The 15,273-nt window shown below is 65.2% G+C and carries 16 protein-coding genes; 14 read left to right on the plus strand and 2 right to left on the minus strand.

The annotated features are described in order from the left end of the window. Position 1: 1 nt before the first annotated feature. From QM590_RS21450 to QM590_RS21470, 5 genes are all read left to right on the plus strand, one after another. Entirely contained in the window at positions 2–946 is a 945-nt protein-coding gene (locus QM590_RS21450) for a CopD family protein (RefSeq protein ID WP_269596343.1), read from the plus strand. Positions 947–981: 35 nt separating this feature from the next. Next, entirely contained in the window at positions 982–2,157 is a 1,176-nt protein-coding gene (locus QM590_RS21455) for a DNA cytosine methyltransferase (RefSeq protein WP_269596344.1), read from the plus strand. Continuing rightward, positions 2,141–2,998 (plus strand): GIY-YIG nuclease family protein, encoded by an 858-nt coding sequence (locus tag QM590_RS21460; protein WP_094669712.1) that lies wholly within the window; start codon positions 2,141–2,143, stop codon positions 2,996–2,998. Before QM590_RS21455 ends, QM590_RS21460 begins: the two co-directional genes overlap by 17 nt. Positions 2,999–3,022: 24 nt before the next feature. Continuing rightward, positions 3,023–3,931, plus strand: coding sequence for a LysR family transcriptional regulator (locus tag QM590_RS21465; protein WP_269596345.1), 909 nt, complete (start codon positions 3,023–3,025; stop codon positions 3,929–3,931). Between the two features lie 68 nt (positions 3,932–3,999). Then, positions 4,000–5,109, plus strand: coding sequence for a TDT family transporter (locus tag QM590_RS21470; RefSeq protein WP_269596346.1), 1,110 nt, complete (start codon positions 4,000–4,002; stop codon positions 5,107–5,109). Here the strand turns inward: QM590_RS21470 and QM590_RS21475 are convergent. After that, on the minus strand, positions 5,100–5,450 hold the full coding sequence (locus QM590_RS21475; protein WP_269596347.1) for a VOC family protein: 351 nt from the start codon (positions 5,448–5,450) through the stop codon (positions 5,100–5,102). The genes QM590_RS21470 and QM590_RS21475 overlap by 10 nt on opposite strands. A gap of 78 nt (positions 5,451–5,528) precedes the next feature. Between QM590_RS21475 and QM590_RS21480 the strand changes: the two genes are divergently transcribed. Further along, the gene (locus QM590_RS21480) at positions 5,529–6,809 is read left to right on the plus strand and encodes a plasmid pRiA4b ORF-3 family protein (protein WP_269596348.1); all 1,281 of its coding nucleotides are present in this window, start codon (positions 5,529–5,531) and stop codon (positions 6,807–6,809) included. A 30-nt stretch (positions 6,810–6,839) separates the two neighbouring features. Here QM590_RS21480 and QM590_RS21485 read toward each other — a convergent pair whose 3' ends face one another. Then, the gene (locus QM590_RS21485; protein WP_269596349.1) at positions 6,840–7,934 is read right to left on the minus strand and encodes a hypothetical protein; all 1,095 of its coding nucleotides are present in this window, start codon (positions 7,932–7,934) and stop codon (positions 6,840–6,842) included. An 89-nt stretch (positions 7,935–8,023) separates the two neighbouring features. On the opposite strand from QM590_RS21485, the gene QM590_RS21490 reads away from it, so the two are divergent. The 8 genes from QM590_RS21490 (at position 8,024) to QM590_RS21520 (ending at position 15,146) form a co-directional block, all read left to right on the plus strand. Further along, complete coding sequence (locus tag QM590_RS21490; protein ID WP_149407682.1) at positions 8,024–8,269, plus strand: type II toxin-antitoxin system Phd/YefM family antitoxin; 246 nt, start codon at positions 8,024–8,026, stop codon at positions 8,267–8,269. Beyond that, a complete protein-coding gene (locus QM590_RS21495) occupies positions 8,257–8,646 on the plus strand; it encodes a type II toxin-antitoxin system VapC family toxin (RefSeq protein ID WP_269596350.1) in 390 nt (129 codons plus the stop codon). Before QM590_RS21490 ends, QM590_RS21495 begins: the two co-directional genes overlap by 13 nt. 96 nt (positions 8,647–8,742) lie before the next feature. Further along, positions 8,743–9,456 (plus strand): extracellular solute-binding protein, encoded by a 714-nt coding sequence (locus tag QM590_RS21500; protein ID WP_317813909.1) that lies wholly within the window; start codon positions 8,743–8,745, stop codon positions 9,454–9,456. Next, complete coding sequence (locus tag QM590_RS26005; protein ID WP_317813911.1) at positions 9,390–9,788, plus strand: extracellular solute-binding protein; 399 nt, start codon at positions 9,390–9,392, stop codon at positions 9,786–9,788. The genes QM590_RS21500 and QM590_RS26005 overlap by 67 nt, the downstream gene beginning before the upstream one ends. After that, complete coding sequence (locus QM590_RS21505; RefSeq protein ID WP_411741375.1) at positions 9,754–11,397, plus strand: ABC transporter permease; 1,644 nt, start codon at positions 9,754–9,756, stop codon at positions 11,395–11,397. Before QM590_RS26005 ends, QM590_RS21505 begins: the two co-directional genes overlap by 35 nt. A gap of 25 nt (positions 11,398–11,422) precedes the next feature. Next, positions 11,423–12,439: an ABC transporter ATP-binding protein gene (locus QM590_RS21510; protein ID WP_269596352.1), complete on the plus strand. Its 1,017-nt coding sequence runs from the start codon at positions 11,423–11,425 to the stop codon at positions 12,437–12,439. 217 nt (positions 12,440–12,656) lie between these two features. Next, positions 12,657–13,142, plus strand: a complete 486-nt coding sequence (locus QM590_RS21515) for a MarR family winged helix-turn-helix transcriptional regulator (protein WP_068045167.1) — start codon at positions 12,657–12,659, stop codon at positions 13,140–13,142. 57 nt (positions 13,143–13,199) lie between these two features. Next, positions 13,200–15,146, plus strand: coding sequence for an MDR family MFS transporter (locus QM590_RS21520; protein ID WP_411567375.1), 1,947 nt, complete (start codon positions 13,200–13,202; stop codon positions 15,144–15,146). Positions 15,147–15,273 lie beyond the last annotated feature (127 nt).

Raw genomic sequence — 15,273 nt, forward strand, 5'->3', positions numbered from 1 at the left:
GGTGGGCGAGAGAAGCGTTCGGCTGGTACTCGCCGCCGCAGCTGCGGCTCTGGTGGGGGTCGCGGCAGCGTTCGCGCTGGCGTTCCCCACCTTACCCGGTGGGTCGTCGTGGCTACGGGTGATCGCGGTGGCGTCGGGTTCGGTGGTGTTGGGGTTCGGGGTTCTCGCTGTCCTGGACGCCAGTTCCGATTCCCGACGCCCCGCCGTGGACCCGCCGGTGATGTGGCGCGCGATCGGCTACCTGTCGGGGCTGTGGGCGGTGGCCGAGTTCGTTCTGCTCGCCGCCGCGGCAGCAGATTCTGCCGGTCGTACGCCACTGACGTTGTCGCCCAGCGCTTTCGCCACGTTCGCCACCTCGATCTCGGTGGGCCGTCTGGGTTCTGCGACGGTGATCCTGACGCTCGGCCTGTGCGCCATCGGGGTGGCCGGGTATCGGCTGAGGGCGAGCTGGTCACCGATTCCGGTGGTCGTGCTGGCATCCCTTGCGCTGGTCGCTCGGCCGATCACCGGGCACATGTCTCAGTTCACGTTCGGATCTTTTGCCGTCGCCGTGCATGTGGTGTGCGCGTCCGTGTGGCTCGGCGTCCTGGGTGCGATGGCGCTCAGTCTGCGCAGCAAATCGGCGTGGGCGACGGTGTTGCCGGTCTATTCGCGAGTCGCGTTCTGGTGCGTCGTCGGGGTTGCCACCACCGGAGTGCTCGACGCGGTCCTGAAGCTGGACAGTCTTGCTGCCGTCTTCGAGACCGGTTACGGCCGAATCGTTCTCGCGAAGCTTCTCGTCACCGTGATCCTGATCGCGTCCGCTCACCGAATCCGGGGGACGTGGTTACCCACCGTCGCCGCGCACCGATCCACCGTCGAGCACTCGGTGAGCCGAGCCGCAGCGCACATCTGCCTGCTGGCAGTGGCGTTCGGCTTGGCTACGGCGCTGGCGACCACTGCATAACCAAGCTTGTCGGCGCTCTGTACTAGCCTGGGTGCATGCCGAAGTTGACTGTGGTGCCGGGTGGTTCTTCGGCACCTGCGCTCGGTCGGATCCATACTGTCGCGGAGTTCTTCGCCGGTATCGGCCTGGTGCGAATGGGCTTGGAGCAGGCCGGTTTCGAGGTCTCGTGGGCCAACGACATCGAGCGCGACAAGCATCACATGTACCGCCAGCACTTCGGTGACGATGCCGGCCATTTTCAGCTCGGCGATGTCGCACGCACTCGGGGAGACGATCTGCCCGAGGGTCTGTCGTTGGCGTGGGCGTCGTTTCCGTGCACCGATCTGTCGTTGGCCGGCGGCCGGGCCGGGCTCGCGGGCAAGAACTCCTCGACGTTTCGGCATTTCACGCGGGTACTGAGCGAGCTCGGTGATGCTCGACCCGAGGTGGTCACGCTCGAGAACGTCGTCGGGCTGGCGACCAGCCACGGTGGAGACGATCTGGCCGCAGCGGTCCGAGAGCTCAACGAGCTCGGCTACTCCGTGGATGTCCTGACCATCGATGCCCGACGCTTCGTTCCGCAGTCGCGTCCGCGCCTCTTCCTGGTCGGTGCGCAGAATCCCCCGGAGGATGCACGCGATCCCAACAGTGAGCTTCGGCCGGATTGGCTGCAGGCGGTGTACGGCGATTCGACGTTGCTGACCCATCGGGCACCCTTGCCGAGTCCGCCGATTCCGTTGACCAGCGGTCTCGGTGATCTGGTCGAGCGCATGGACTACCGCGACGAGCGGTGGTGGGATGCAGACCGTACCGCAGCATTCGTGCAGTCCTTGTCGCCGATTCAGTTGCAGCGCATCGAGATTCTGAAGAAGGCCCGCAAGGTCAGCTACCGCACCGCCTACCGACGCACCCGTAACGGCGTCGCCGTCTGGGAAGCTCGCCCCGACGACATCTCCGGTTGCCTCCGTACCGCCCGCGGCGGTTCGTCCAAGCAAGCGGTGGTCAAGATGGGCAACGGCCGGTTGCAGGTGCGGTGGATGACGCCACTCGAATACGCCCGCCTGATGGGTGCCGGCGAGTACTCACTCGACGGGCTGCGAAACAATCAGGCGCTCTTCGGTTTCGGTGACGCCGTGTGCGTTCCCGTGGTCGCCTGGCTCGCCGAGCACTACCTGATGCCGCTGGTCAGCGGATCGTTCGATTCTGCTGCGGCGCATGTCCAGTCACGGTAAGTCCTCGCTGCGGTCGTCCGCCGTCGCGCCGCGCAAGAGCACCCTTCCCGCGGACGACGTCCAGTCCTTTCGCACCGCACTACGAGAAGTGCTGAGCGAGAAGGACGATCAGGGTCGAGTGTGGTCGGCGGCCAAATGGGGCGTATACGCGTTCTACGATTACGACGGTGAGCCGATCTACGTGGGGCAGACCAAGGAGAAGCTCAGCGTCCGGGTGCAGCGCCATCTGACCAACCAGCGAACCGACGCGGTCGCGATGCGGGTCCTCGACGTCTTCGAGGTCGCGGAGATCGAGATCTGGCCGCTGTGGCAGTACGAGGATCTCAAGAAGTCCGACGGCGCAGAGCAATTCCGCGCGGCCGAGCGTGATCTGAATGCGCACGAGTACACCGCGTATCTCGAGGCCATCGACAAGTCGCGACACAAGGCGATCCTCAACGAGAAGATTCCGCCGGTCTCGGAGCCCATCGCACTCCCCGCGTCGCTGCGTCGGTCGCTCATCTCCGAGCAGACCCGCCGCGAGCGCGGGCACCCCGACATTCGCATCGCGCGCCGCGCCGAGACCATCTCACGGCTGGCTGCCGTCACTCGCGAACGCGGTGAGGTCTCCGAGGGTCTACGACGCGTCCTCGTGGTCCAGGCCGTGCGTCTGGCCTACCTGTCGGCCGAGCGACTCGCCTTCGTCGAGGGACACCCCATCCCCGATCCCGCCGCGATCGACGTCACCGCGCTGGTGGGTTCGGTGCTGCACGAGCGCGCCCCGGACTCGGACGACGAGCCCGAAGACATCGAAGGGGCCACCGACCCCGAAGGCGAGTTGGACCTGTTCAGCGAGTTCTGACTCGGGTCGTCGTACGCTCGCCCTGTGCCGCTCCCCCCTCACGTTGCCGATCTCACCAGCATCGACCTGCTGCTGTCGGTCGCCGAGCTCGGCAGCATCGGGCGAGCGGGTCGAGCGCACGGCATGTCGCAGCCCGCGGCCAGCGCGCGTATCCGTGCGCTGGAACGACGGGTCGGCGCTCCTTTACTGAAACGAGGCGCACGCGGAACGGTGCTGACCGAGTTCGGCGAGCTGGTCGCGAGTTGGGCAGCGCCGGTCGTGCGGTCCGCCGAGGACCTGGCGACGGCCATCGCCACGTTGCACGCCGAACGCGTCGGCCATGTGCAGATCGCCGCGAGTCAGACTGTCGCCGAGTATCTTCTGCCGCGTTGGCTGGTCACGCTCCACACGCTCGTTCCCCACATCGTGCCGAGCCTCACGTCGGGCAATTCCACAGTGGTCGCCCAGAGAGTGCTTGCGGGCGCTGCCGACCTCGGCTTCATCGAAACCCCTAGTGTCCCTGCAGCTCTGGACCACCGGACAGTTGCCACCGACGAGCTGGTACTGGTGGTGGCACCGGATCACGCCTGGGCAGTCACCGCGCCCTCGGCCGTCGAGATCGTCGCCACCGCACTGGTGACGCGGGAGGCGGGGTCGGGAACGCGCTCGGCCTACGAAAGCGCTGTGGCTGCAGCGGGTCTCGGACGCCCGACGTCGCCGCTCCTCGAGGTCTCCTCGACGACGGCGATCAAGTCCGCCGTCGGGGCGGGAATCGGCGGAGCCGTGCTGAGCTCGTTGGCCGTCGCCCCCGAGTTGGCCGCGGGAAGTCTGGTCCGCGTACCGATCCCAGGATTGACTCTGCGTCGTGAGTTGCGGGCGATCTGGCCGTCCGGCCGCATCCCCACCGGCCCTGCCGCAGAATTGCTGTCCGTGGCGGCGAGGACTCAGTCATAACGTCCAGTTATGGGTAGTGAACATTTCGGTACCTACCGGACGTGATCGGCTACGCGCACGCTGAAGTCATGACCGTCACCGCCCTCACCCCCGCTGTGCATCCCAGGACTTTCGAGCACATCACCCCCAATTGGTTCGCCGCGGTGATGGGTACCGGGATCGTCGCCACTGCGGCCGCAAGTCTGCCTGTGCAGTTTCCTGCACTGCACGTCTTTGCCGTTGCGGTATGGGTGATCGCCGCTACGGCGCTGGTCGTGATCGGTGGAGCCTTCGCGCGGCATTGGATCGGGCACCGCGACCGGGCCGTCGAGTACGCGCGGCACCCGGTGATGGTGCAGTTCTACGGCGCTCCGCCCATGGCGATGCTCACCGTCGGCGCGGGAGCGGGACTGCTCGGCTCGGACGTGCTCGGCCCAACCACAGCCACCGCGCTGTTCGCCGTCCTGTGGATCGCCGGGACGATCGCCGGTCTGCTCACCAGCGTCGTTGTTCCGTTTCGGATGATCACCGCGTCCGATCATCGCGACGTCGCAGCCCTGCCCGCGTGGCTGATGCCCGTCGTCCCGCCGATGGTGTCGGCGTCGACAGGGGCGTTGCTGCTTCCGCATCTGCCCGAGGGCCAGTGGCGGCTGGCGCTGCTGTGCGCCTGCTATGCGATGTTCGGGCTGTCGCTGATCGTCGGGATGATCACGCTGACTCTGATCTACGGACGTCTGCTGCACGGCGGTCTGCCGCCCGTCGACGCGGCTCCGACCGTGTGGATCACGCTGGGGTTGATCGGCCAGTCGATCACGGCGGCCAACCTGCTGGGCACCGACGCATCGATGGTGTTCACCGGGGCACAGTCGTCGATCGCCGTCGGGCTACACGTGTTCGGCATCGGCTACGGGCTGATCATGGGCGGCTTCGGAATGCTGATGTTCGCGCTCGCGACAGCTCTCACCGTGCACGCGGCACGCAGGAACCTGGGATTCTCGCTGACGTGGTTGTCGTTCACGTTCCCCATCGGGACCTGCGTCACCGGAGCGACTGCACTGGGTCATGCGCTGCACTTCGGTGCGGTGCAGGCTCTGGCCGTTGCCCTGTACGTCCTACTGCTCGCCGCCTGGCTCACCGTGGCCACCCGCACCGTTCGCGGGATCCGGCGCGGAGAGTTGTTGCATCCGGATCACAGGTGAGACAGCACGTTCACGACGTTGCCGCCAGCATCGCGAAAGAAGAATCGGCGGACTCCCCATTCCTCGTTGGTGATCTCGTAGACGATCTCGAGTTCGGCGTCCATCGCTGCCCGGTACGCCGCGTCCACGTCGTCCACTTCGATCGATGCCGACGGATTGACCGGCCCGGTGGGGTCGGCGGTGATCAGACTGAGCTGCGCCGCACTGTCGCCCGACGGAGCGAGCGTGGCGATCCAACCGTGATTCATCACCACCTCCATGCCGGTGACCTGGACGTACTTGTCCAGCGCCGCATCGAGATCGGTGACTGTGAGCAATGGCATCGCGCGCAGAACATCCATGCCCGGACTGTATCGCCGACAACGTCCCCGCGGGGACGTGCTCGACGAACATCTCGCACATGATGGACAATCCTGACGATGCTGACGATCAGGGTGACTCTGGCCGACGTCGAGCCGGTGGTGTGGCGGCGATTCACTATCGCCTCCGACGCCACACTGCCCGAGCTCCACGACGTCATTCAGGACGTCATGGGTTGGGAAGACCGACATCTGCACATGTTCTTCGTCGGCGACAATCCTCTTCGAAGCACTCGACGCTACGAGATGAAGTCCTCGCTCGAGGAGTGGGACGACGGCACCGGGACGCCCGAGGACGGCGTTCGAGTCGACGAAGTCCTTGCTGCCGTCGGGGATCGTCTCGGGTACGAGTACGACTTCGGTGACGGATGGACACACCACCTGGTCGTCGAAGAAATATCGACTGCTGCCGGTACTGCCGCTTGTCTGGACGGGGGCCGCGCCTGCCCACCCGAAGACTGCGGCGGCTCGTCGGGCTACGACGAACTGCTGAAGGTTCTCGCTGATACCGATCATCCTGAACACGACCACATGAAGCTCTGGGCGGGCGACTTCGAGGAGCGCTTCGCGGTGGCCGACGCGAACAACAGAATCGCGTTGCGGCGAGCGGTGACTGAGTTGGCGAGCCAGGTACGGGATCGGCTACCCAAGCTCGGCTCGCTTCTCGAACGCGGGCCCCTCGAGTATCACCCCGATCTGCCCGATGTCCTCGCACGCGTCGATGTCGATGTGGCACAGGTGGACCCCGCAATGGCGGCATCGGCAATGGAAAAGCTGACGTGGATGCTGGCGCGCGTGGGCGAAGACGGAATCACGCTGACCGCTGCAGGCTATGTGCCGCCCAGGGACGTTGCGGCGATGCGTGCCGAGCTCGAGTGGGGTACCAGATGGTTCGGAAGCTCCAACCGCGAGGTGGACCATCAACAGGTGCACTGGCTTCGGGCTGCTGTGACGCAACTCGGACTCGTTCGCGTGCTGAAGGGGCAGCTTCTTCGCACCCGTTTGGGCAACACCCTCGCCACCGACCCAGTCCGCCTGTGGTCACACGTCGCGGCTCGGATGCCCGTTGGGCGCGAGCAGTACGAGAAAGACGCGGGCGTTCTGCTCCTGGTGTCGGTTGCGGCGAGTTGCTCTGTAGACGAACGCAATTCGCTCGTCTTCCGAAGCCTCGAGGCGCTCGGATGGAGGATCCCCGAGAGGGAGAGACCGTACGCCCAATACCTCGCTCGACCGACCTTGGACTTCCTGCCTCTGAGCGGCGCTGTGCCGTCGACCTTGGGTCGTGAAGGGGCCGGGCCGGATTGGGGACGGCAGTTCGCGGTACACGCACTCGGCTCATGAACCAGAATGGGCTACCGGCCGCGTATCAGGTCATGAGGCGCGCCCTGTGCGCCGCAGACGATCCCGATCGAGCGCCTCGAGCAACAGGGGTGCCAGAGGGTCAGGTACGCAGAACTTGTCGTTCACCTTGACGAGCAATCCGAGGTCGAACATCGACATGAACCGGAGTGTCGTGACGGTCTGGATCAACTTGCGGTCGGACATCGTCCCCAGGACGACACCCTCCGACTCCCCGACCGGATCACCGACGAGGCTGCGCGCGAGCACGGTGGTCGCCAAAGCCGAGCCTGCCACGAGCTCGGACTGCACGGAATCATCGCCGGAGTCGTACACAGGCGTCAAGCAGGATCCGTACGCCTCGACCACGGCGGCGCGAGTTCGGTCTGCACTCGGAGACACCACCCAAGCACCGGCTTCGGGTCCGCGGGTGTAATTCTGGCCCGCGTTCTCGAGAACACCGACCCTACGGGCGGTATCCAACACCGATCGATAATTCACCATCGCCATGAAGTCCGGTTGTGTAGCGACACTGTCGAAACCAGGAATCCCAAGCGCAGCAACGATCTCGGCCGAGTCGTTCCAGTAGTCGATGCGGGCCGATGTCGCGCAGCGCTCGGTCGCAGCCCACGTTGCCAAACGCTGCAGGAGCGAGACGACTATCGGTGTACTCAGTGGGCTTGCGCGCCCCGGCGATACCGAGGAACTGGGCACCGGCGCGACTGCAGTCGAGGACCCGATCTCCCTCGAGATCTCCTCGTTCTGAGATGGCGACAATCGCTCAGCGATGACGAACCTACCGAACAGATGGACGGCGCGGCGGATCTCGTCACGCTCTCTCGGCGACTGTTCATACTCATCGAAGTCGAAGTACTCGTGATCATCGAGACAGAACATGTCGATCGGAAAATCTGCGCCGTACACGCTCACGTTCCGCTCGCGGACCGATCGATCGATTGTCATCGCTGCCGCCAAAGCCGTCAACTGGTCTGTGGCCCAGCTGTTCTCGATCAGCCAATCGGAGAATTGGAGAAGGATGGTCGGCCAGAAAAGGGCTTCCCTTTCACGCGGATCCTGTATGTAGGCCTTGCGACTGGTCTTTCTGCTGCGCGATCTGCGGTTGCTCATGATGTCCCCCCGGATGTATGTGGTCGAGAGAGTAGGCGAGGGGTACGACAACCCCGAACTCCGAGTAGCACAAGTGCTACCCTTTCGATATGGAGTCCATCGGATTGAAAGAGCTTCGGCAGCACGCGTCCGACTATGTCAAGCGCGCGGAGGCAGGCGAGTCGATGCTCATCACGGTCGCCGGACGGCCCAGCGCCTTGTTGGGGCCGGCAGAGCGAAAGCAATGGAACACGTTCGACGACGTCGCCGATGTTTTCGACTCGGAACGCGACCCGACCCTTGCCGACGATCTGATCGACATCGACGACGTGATGCAGGACCCATGGCAGCGATGAGGACGGTGCTCGACACCAGCGTCCTGATAGGAGACTCGCTCGATCGCGTCGCAGGGGAAGTCGCGATCAGCGCCATCAGCCTGGCAGAACTTCACTTCGGAGTTCTGGTTGCTTCCACATCCGAACAGCGCGCGCTGAGACTTCAGCGATTGGTTGCGGTCGAGCGCCGCTTCGAACCTCTTGCAGTGGATGCCAATGTTGCCCGAAGCTACGGTCGGCTGGCAGCAGCGGTTCGAGAAAGCGGCCGCCGCCCACAAGCGAGAGCGCTCGACTTGATGATCGCGGCGACCGCACACGCTCACGGTGCTCGACTGATGACCCGCAATGCCGAGGATCTTCGAGGCATCGAAGAACTGGTCGAGATCCACAGCCCCTGAAGCCACCGCGTCGTTCACCCCGGCGACACGTGCAGTTCCCACAACCCATGCCTGCGTGTCGATTCAGGTCGGGAGCATGAGCAACTTCCGTGCTCGATGCTTCCAGGAGATGTACCTAGTGAACACTGTTCGTCGCGTTGCCACCGGTGGAATCCTCGGTCTCGCAGCCTCACCCTCGCATCCTGCTCCGAGCCCGCGGCTCCCGAGGCCGGTGGAGACGGCGACGGGGCCGGCGGCACCCTCACGGTCTACACCTCGGAGCCGCAGGCGAAGATCGACGCTCTCAACGCCGAGTTCACCGCAGAGAACCCCGGAATCGATGTGCAGGTGTTCCGCGCGGGCACCGGCGATCTCAATGCGCGCATCGCGTCGGAGCGGCAGACCGGCTCCATCGGTGCCGACGTTCTGCTCGCCGCGGACGCCCCCACGTTCGAGAAGTACAAGGCCGACGACCTGCTGCTGCAGTACACCCCGGCCGACGTCGACGCGCTCGATCCCAACGTCGTCGATCCCGACGGCTACTACGTGGGAACCCGCATCATCCCGACGGTCATCGCGTACAACACCGGGACCGCCTCGCAGCCCCCGACGTCGTGGAAGGACCTGGCGGACCCCCAGTACAAGGGCCGGATCACGCTGCCCAATCCCGATGTGTCGGCGCGGCAGCGTTCAACACCGCCGTCTGGTTGGGTCAGGAAGACCTCGGCCTTCCGTGGCTCACCGACCTGGTCGCCAACGAACCCGTGGTCGCCGAGAGCAACGGCCCCGTCGCTCAGGCCGTCGCGGCCGGCACCCAGCCTGTCGGGATAGTCGTCGACTACCTGGTGCGCGAGTTGGCCGAGAAAGGCTCGCCCATCGCCGCGTCGTACCCGACCGACGGCGTCCCGTACATCTCCGAGCCCGCCGGAATATTCAAGGACTCGGCCAACCAGGAGGCCGCGCAGAAGTACGTGGACTTCCTCGTCGGCAAGCGCGGTCAGGAGATTGCCGTCGAGCAGCAGTACCTGCCGGTTCGGTCCGACGTGGGCACGCCCGAGGGTGCACCCGCACTGGATGACATCGAACTGCTGAACCCGGACCTCGACACCATCACCGCGTCCCAGCCCGATGCCGTCGCCACGTTCAACGATCTTCTTGGCTGACCGCGTCACCTGGGTACGCGCCTGCCTGTGGTTGGCAGTACTGGCCCTGATCGGCGCTCCACTGGCGACCGTGGTCTCGATCGGATTGGGCGGCAACCACATACAGGAGCTGCTCGACGGTGGAATCGCGTCGGCCGCGACCAACAGCGTCGTGTCGGCCGGTGTGTCGGCGGCCGCGGCGGTGGTGATCGCGACCATCATGGCCCTCGTTCTCGATCGCACCGATCTGCCGGGCCGATCGGTGCTGCGCCTGATTCTGCTCAGCCCGTTGCTGATTCCGCCGTTCGTCGGCGCGATCGCCTGGACGGGCCTGCTCGGCCCGAGCGGGATGATCAACTCGTACTGGAACGACGCCTTCGGCGCCGGACCGCTGTGGAACATCTACGGCGGCGACGGAGTGATCTTCTTGCTGACGGTCCACTCGTATCCGCTTGCGTACCTGATCATTTCGTCGGCGCTCCGACGCGTACCCGGCGATCTGGAACAGGCGGCTCGAATTGCCGGGGCATCTCCCTGGCGAGCCATGCGCGATGTGACGCTGCCACTGCTGCGTCCTGCTCTCCTGGCGTCGCTGACGTTGACGGCCGTGTCCAATCTGGCCGATTTCGGCATCCCGGCGCTGGTCGGACTGCCCGAGCGCTACGTCACCCTGTCGACCATGGTGTACCGATACATCCAGTCGGGCACCGTCGATCGACCACTGGAGGTGGTCTCCACCATCGGCATCGGACTCCTCGCACTGGCCGTGGTCGCGGTCGCACTCGACCGCGTTCTGGGGCGTCGCTCCGTTCAGCTCGACGGTGCGGTCACTGCCCCGCAGCTACTTCCGTTGGGCCGCAGCCGAATTCCAGCAGGTCTCGCCGCGTGGATCCTCGGCCTCGTTCTGACGGTCCTGCCGATCCTGGCGTTGGCGACGCAGGCCCTGCTTCCGGCCCCCGGCGTGCCGCTCACCTGGGGCAACCTCACGCTGCGGAGTATCGAGAGCGCGGTCACCGCACCGGGAACCCTCGTCGGCATTCAGAATTCGGTGACGCTGGCCTTGGGAGCCGCAGTCGTCTGCGGATTCCTGGGCCTGGCCATCGGGGTACTGACCACCCGCACCAGGTCTCGCGACAACGTCGGCCTGGATTTGGCGGCGATGCTGCCGCAGGCGATTCCGGGTCTGGTCATCGCAGTCGGCTGGTTGATCATCGGCCGCTACACCGGCCTGTTCGACACCAAGTGGGTCATCCTGTGCGCCTACGTGATGGCGTTCCTCGCGATCGTCGTCCAGGCCGTTCGAGCACCGCTGAGTTCCACTCCGACAGCACTCGAGGAAGTGGCCAGATCCTCCGGCGCGTCACATCTTCGATCGCTGTGGGACGTGCCGTGGAAGATGGCGATCCCCGCTGCAGTCACCGGTGCGGTGCTCGTTGCTCTCACTGCGGTGCGCGAGCTGACCATGTCGGTGCTCCTCGTCGCTCCGGGCACACAGACCCTCGGCGTCTCCATATTCAACCTGCAGCAGGCCGGCGACTACAACGCCGCCTCTGCCCTGTCCTTACTCGTCGCGCTCGTCGGATTCGCGGGCCTCGGCCTCGTCGCCTCCACCCGAGCCGGACGACCGTAGATCCAACGCTGAGAAGAGAGAACCGATGTCCGCCATCACGATCGAACGTCTCGGCCTCCGGTACCACGACGGCACGGTCGGCGTGGAGGGCATCGACCTGAAGATTGCCGACGGAGAGTTCGTCGCACTCGTCGGGCCGTCGGGCTCCGGTAAGACCACGCTGCTGCGTACCGTCGCCGGCTTCCTGACCCCGACTGCCGGTTCGATCTCCATCGGCCCGGATGTGGTTGCCAGCGAGCAACTCTCGACGCCGCCCGAGTCGCGCAAGCTCGGCATGGTGTTTCAGCAGCACGCGCTGTGGCCGCACCGCAGCGTCGGGCGCAACGTCTCCTACCCACTCGAACTGGCCAAGGTCTCCAAACCGGAGCGAACGAAGAAGGTCGCCGACGTGCTCGAGCTCGTCGGGCTGCCCGGGCTCGAGAACCGAGACCCGTCGACGCTGTCCGGTGGCCAGCGGCAACGCGTCGCCCTCGCGCGCGCTCTGGTCGGCTCGCCACGGGCACTACTACTCGACGAGGCGCTCTCGGCATTGGACGAGCCACTGCGAGATCGGCTCCGCCTCGAGCTGAGATCTCTGACGCGAGCAGCTGGTCTGACCGTCGTACACGTCACGCACGATCGCACCGAGGCCCTCGCCCTCGCCGACCGGGTGGTCGTCCTCGATCGGGGCAGCATCGCGCAGATCGGTACACCCGAGGACGTGGTGCGCGCCCCGAACTCGGCGTTCGTCGCCCGCTTCCTGTCCGACGCCACCCTCGTCGACGGCACCGTCGCCCACGGCACCTTCACCTCGGGCTCCCTGACACTCGCGGCGCACGGTGTCGGCCCCGGAACGCTTGCGGTCCTGCCGTCCGATATCGACATCGTGCCCGACGGCGAGATAGAAGGAACCGTCACCTCGTCACTCTTCGGCCGCGATGCCAGCGATGTTCTGGTGCGCTCCGGCGATGTGGACTTCCGATGCTCGGTACGCGGACCGCGTCCCGAGGTGGGTGACACCGTCGCGCTGACCGTCCGGCGGTCGTTCTTCTACCCGCGGTAGTCACTCTCGACCGCGGATCGGCTCCCCAGTTTCGGATTTCCGACTGCGATCGGAGGCACAAATCCATATCCGGGGAGCCGATCCCCGTCCGGATCCACCCGATCCGCAGCCGACCCACCACTGTGACCCACCAGACAGGAATATTATTTGCTTAGCGCATGTATGTATATATATGGTTGCAGACAGCAAGTAAATGGACATCGGCGTTGGAGTACTCATGGCAGTTCAATCCACGACAGCGGAGTCGTTGGTCGAAGAGGTCTTCCTCTTCGGGCGCACGCTGAAGCGGGCCGTGACCACCGGAGTCGAGGATTCACCACTGCCGCAGGCCCTGACCGGAGTTCTGGCCATCCTGGCGACCGAGGGTGAATGCAGGCAGACCGACCTCGCCAGCAGGCTGTGCGTCAGTCAGTCGGCCCTCAGCCGGCAGATCGCGGACCTCGTCGACCTCGGCTATATCGATCGACATCCCGATCCCGACGACCGAAGGGCGTCACGGGTCTGTGTGTCGGACATCGGTCAGGTTCGACTGACACAAATTTGGAACAGACGCGCACGCCGCCTGGCAGAAATGTTGAGCGGCTGGAGCGAGGACGAGGCACTCGATGCACTCGACTCGATCCGCAAACTGAACGACACCTTCACCGAAGACGCCCACGCCCAGCACCAGGACGTGGCACGTATTGAATCGATTGCGAGATAAGACATGACCACATCTGCGGATACTCCGCCCAATCAGGCAGTCGTCGATCCCGACGCGATGTCGCATCGCCAGATCCTCGAAGCCCTCACCGGCCTGCTCGCCGCGCTGTTCACCGCGCTGCTGAGCACCACCATCGTCTCGACGGCACTGCCCACCATCATCGGTGATCTGAAGGGTTCGCAGACCGCGTATGCCTGGGTCATCACCACCGCACTGCTGGCCAACGCCGCATCGACGCCCATCTGGGGCAAGCTGGCCGACCTGTTCAACAAGAAGGTGCTGGTCCAGAGCGCGATTCTCATCTTCGTCGCAGGCTCACTGATCGCCGGCTTCGCGCACAACGTGCCGGTCCTGCTGGCCGCACGCGTGGTGCAGGGCATCGGCATGGGTGGTCTGACGGCTCTCGTCATCGCCATCATCGGCACCATCGTCTCCCCGCGTGATCGCGGCCGCTACTCCGGCTACACCGGTGCCGTCATGGCCGTGTCGATGTCCGGTGGCCCGATCCTGGGCGGCGTCATCGTGGACAGCCCGCTCGGCTGGCGCTGGTGCTTCTTCGTCTGCGTACCGCTGGCCGTCGTCGCCCTCGGCCTGCTGCAGAAGACCCTGCACATCAAGACCATCCGCAAGGACAACGTCTCCATCGACTGGCTCGGTGCACTTCTGCTCACCGCAGGTGTTTCCGTTCTCCTCGTGTGGGTCTCGTTCGCAGGCAAGGCCGACTACTACGCCTGGCTCTCCCGTGAGACGGCCTACCTGGTCGGCGGCGGAGTGCTGCTGCTCATCCTGACGATCATCGTCGAGGCGCGTCACAAGTCGCCGATCATCCCGCTCAAGATCGTCACCGAACGCACCACCGGCTTGGCTATCGTCGCGTCCATCGCCGTCGGTGTCGGCCTCTTCGGAGCCACCACCTTCCTCGGCCAGTACTTCCAGACCGCTCGCGGCTACACCCCGACCGAAGCCGGATTGCTGTCCATCCCACTGGTGTTCGGCATGCTCGTCGCCTCCGTCGGCTCGGGTCAGCTAATCACCAAGTTCGGTAAGTGGAAGCCGTTCATCGTCACCGGATCCGTTCTGTTGGTCGTCGGATTCCTGCTCCTGGGCACGATCGACCACGCCACCAGCCTGGTCACCGTCGGAATCTTCATCACCATCGTCGGCCTCGGTACCGGCATGTTGATGCAGAATCTCGTTCTCGCAGTGCAGAACACGGTCAGTGTGCAGAACGTCGGTGCGGCATCGTCGACGGTTGCGTTCTTCCGTACCTTCGGCGGCGCGATCGGCGTCTCGGTTCTCGGCTCGCTCCTGGCAACTCGGGTTGCCGAGAAGTCCGCAGCAGGCCTGGCCCAGCTCGGCGTCGACAGCTCGTCGGGTGGCGGTGGATCACTCGATCTCACCGCACTGCCCGCGCCGGTCCTCGAAGTCGTCCGCACGGCCTACGGTGACGCGACCGGACGCATCTTCATGATCGCCGGCTTCGTTGCGATCGTCACGCTGATCGCGGTGATCTTCATTCCGAATCGCCCTCTGCGCCAGACGATCGACATCGCGACGACCCCTGCGCAGGGACCCAAGGACGAGCCGCAGGACCAGCTCGCCGAGATTCCGTCCTTCGGTGACACGCAGGAGTACGTCTCCGCCGAGCGCGAGGCCGAGTACGACGCCCATCGTCGCGCCGAGGGTCGGCACGAGGCTCAACCGGGACAGCGCCCCTTCGAGGGTCTGAGCACCGACGCACGTGATCGACTGCTCGCCCTGCTGCTACCCGAGCCGAAGGACACGTTGGCCGCACTGGACGAGGCCGAGACCATCCGCGCCGAAGTGATCGAACTGCAGCAGGAACTCGATGCGAAGATGCTCGATTTCGATGCAGTGTGCGAGCGGCTCCGTCGCCTCGGACTCAGCGAGCAGCAGATCGCTCGAGTGTTGGGAGACAACCACATTCCCGACAGTCGCAATCACTACGCACACGCAGGATTGAACGGACACAGCGTCAACTAGGTCCACCGCCGACCAGGCCAAGCGTTACGGCGGTTCCCCGCACCCCCACCGGGAGTGCGGGGAATTTTCGTTCTCTATGCTCCAAGAACGGACCGGCCACCTTCTTTCGGTTCTGCACAGGCGGGAG

The sequence above is a fragment of the Rhodococcus sp. IEGM 1372 genome (assembly GCF_030056835.1).
Classification (GTDB): Bacteria; Actinomycetota; Actinomycetes; order Mycobacteriales; family Mycobacteriaceae; genus Rhodococcoides.

Excerpts from the sequence above, each read along its gene's own strand:
- QM590_RS21455 (WP_269596344.1), top strand. The coding sequence starts at position 982 with ATGCCGAAGTTGACTGTGGTGCCGGGTGGTTCTTCGGCACCTGCGCTC.
- QM590_RS21460 (WP_094669712.1), top strand. The coding sequence starts at position 2,141 with ATGTCCAGTCACGGTAAGTCCTCGCTGCGGTCGTCCGCCGTCGCGCCG.
- QM590_RS21470 (WP_269596346.1), top strand. The coding sequence starts at position 4,000 with ATGACCGTCACCGCCCTCACCCCCGCTGTGCATCCCAGGACTTTCGAG.
- QM590_RS21475 (WP_269596347.1), bottom strand. The coding sequence starts at position 5,450 with ATGGATGTTCTGCGCGCGATGCCATTGCTCACAGTCACCGATCTCGAT.
- QM590_RS21480 (WP_269596348.1), top strand. The coding sequence starts at position 5,529 with ATGCTGACGATCAGGGTGACTCTGGCCGACGTCGAGCCGGTGGTGTGG.
- QM590_RS21485 (WP_269596349.1), bottom strand. The coding sequence starts at position 7,934 with ATGAGCAACCGCAGATCGCGCAGCAGAAAGACCAGTCGCAAGGCCTAC.
- QM590_RS21490 (WP_149407682.1), top strand. The coding sequence starts at position 8,024 with ATGGAGTCCATCGGATTGAAAGAGCTTCGGCAGCACGCGTCCGACTAT.
- QM590_RS21495 (WP_269596350.1), top strand. The coding sequence starts at position 8,257 with ATGGCAGCGATGAGGACGGTGCTCGACACCAGCGTCCTGATAGGAGAC.
- QM590_RS21500 (WP_317813909.1), top strand. The coding sequence starts at position 8,743 with ATGCTTCCAGGAGATGTACCTAGTGAACACTGTTCGTCGCGTTGCCAC.
- QM590_RS21505 (WP_411741375.1), top strand. The coding sequence starts at position 9,754 with ATGCCGTCGCCACGTTCAACGATCTTCTTGGCTGACCGCGTCACCTGG.
- QM590_RS21510 (WP_269596352.1), top strand. The coding sequence starts at position 11,423 with ATGTCCGCCATCACGATCGAACGTCTCGGCCTCCGGTACCACGACGGC.
- QM590_RS21515 (WP_068045167.1), top strand. The coding sequence starts at position 12,657 with ATGGCAGTTCAATCCACGACAGCGGAGTCGTTGGTCGAAGAGGTCTTC.
- QM590_RS21520 (WP_411567375.1), top strand. The coding sequence starts at position 13,200 with ATGTCGCATCGCCAGATCCTCGAAGCCCTCACCGGCCTGCTCGCCGCG.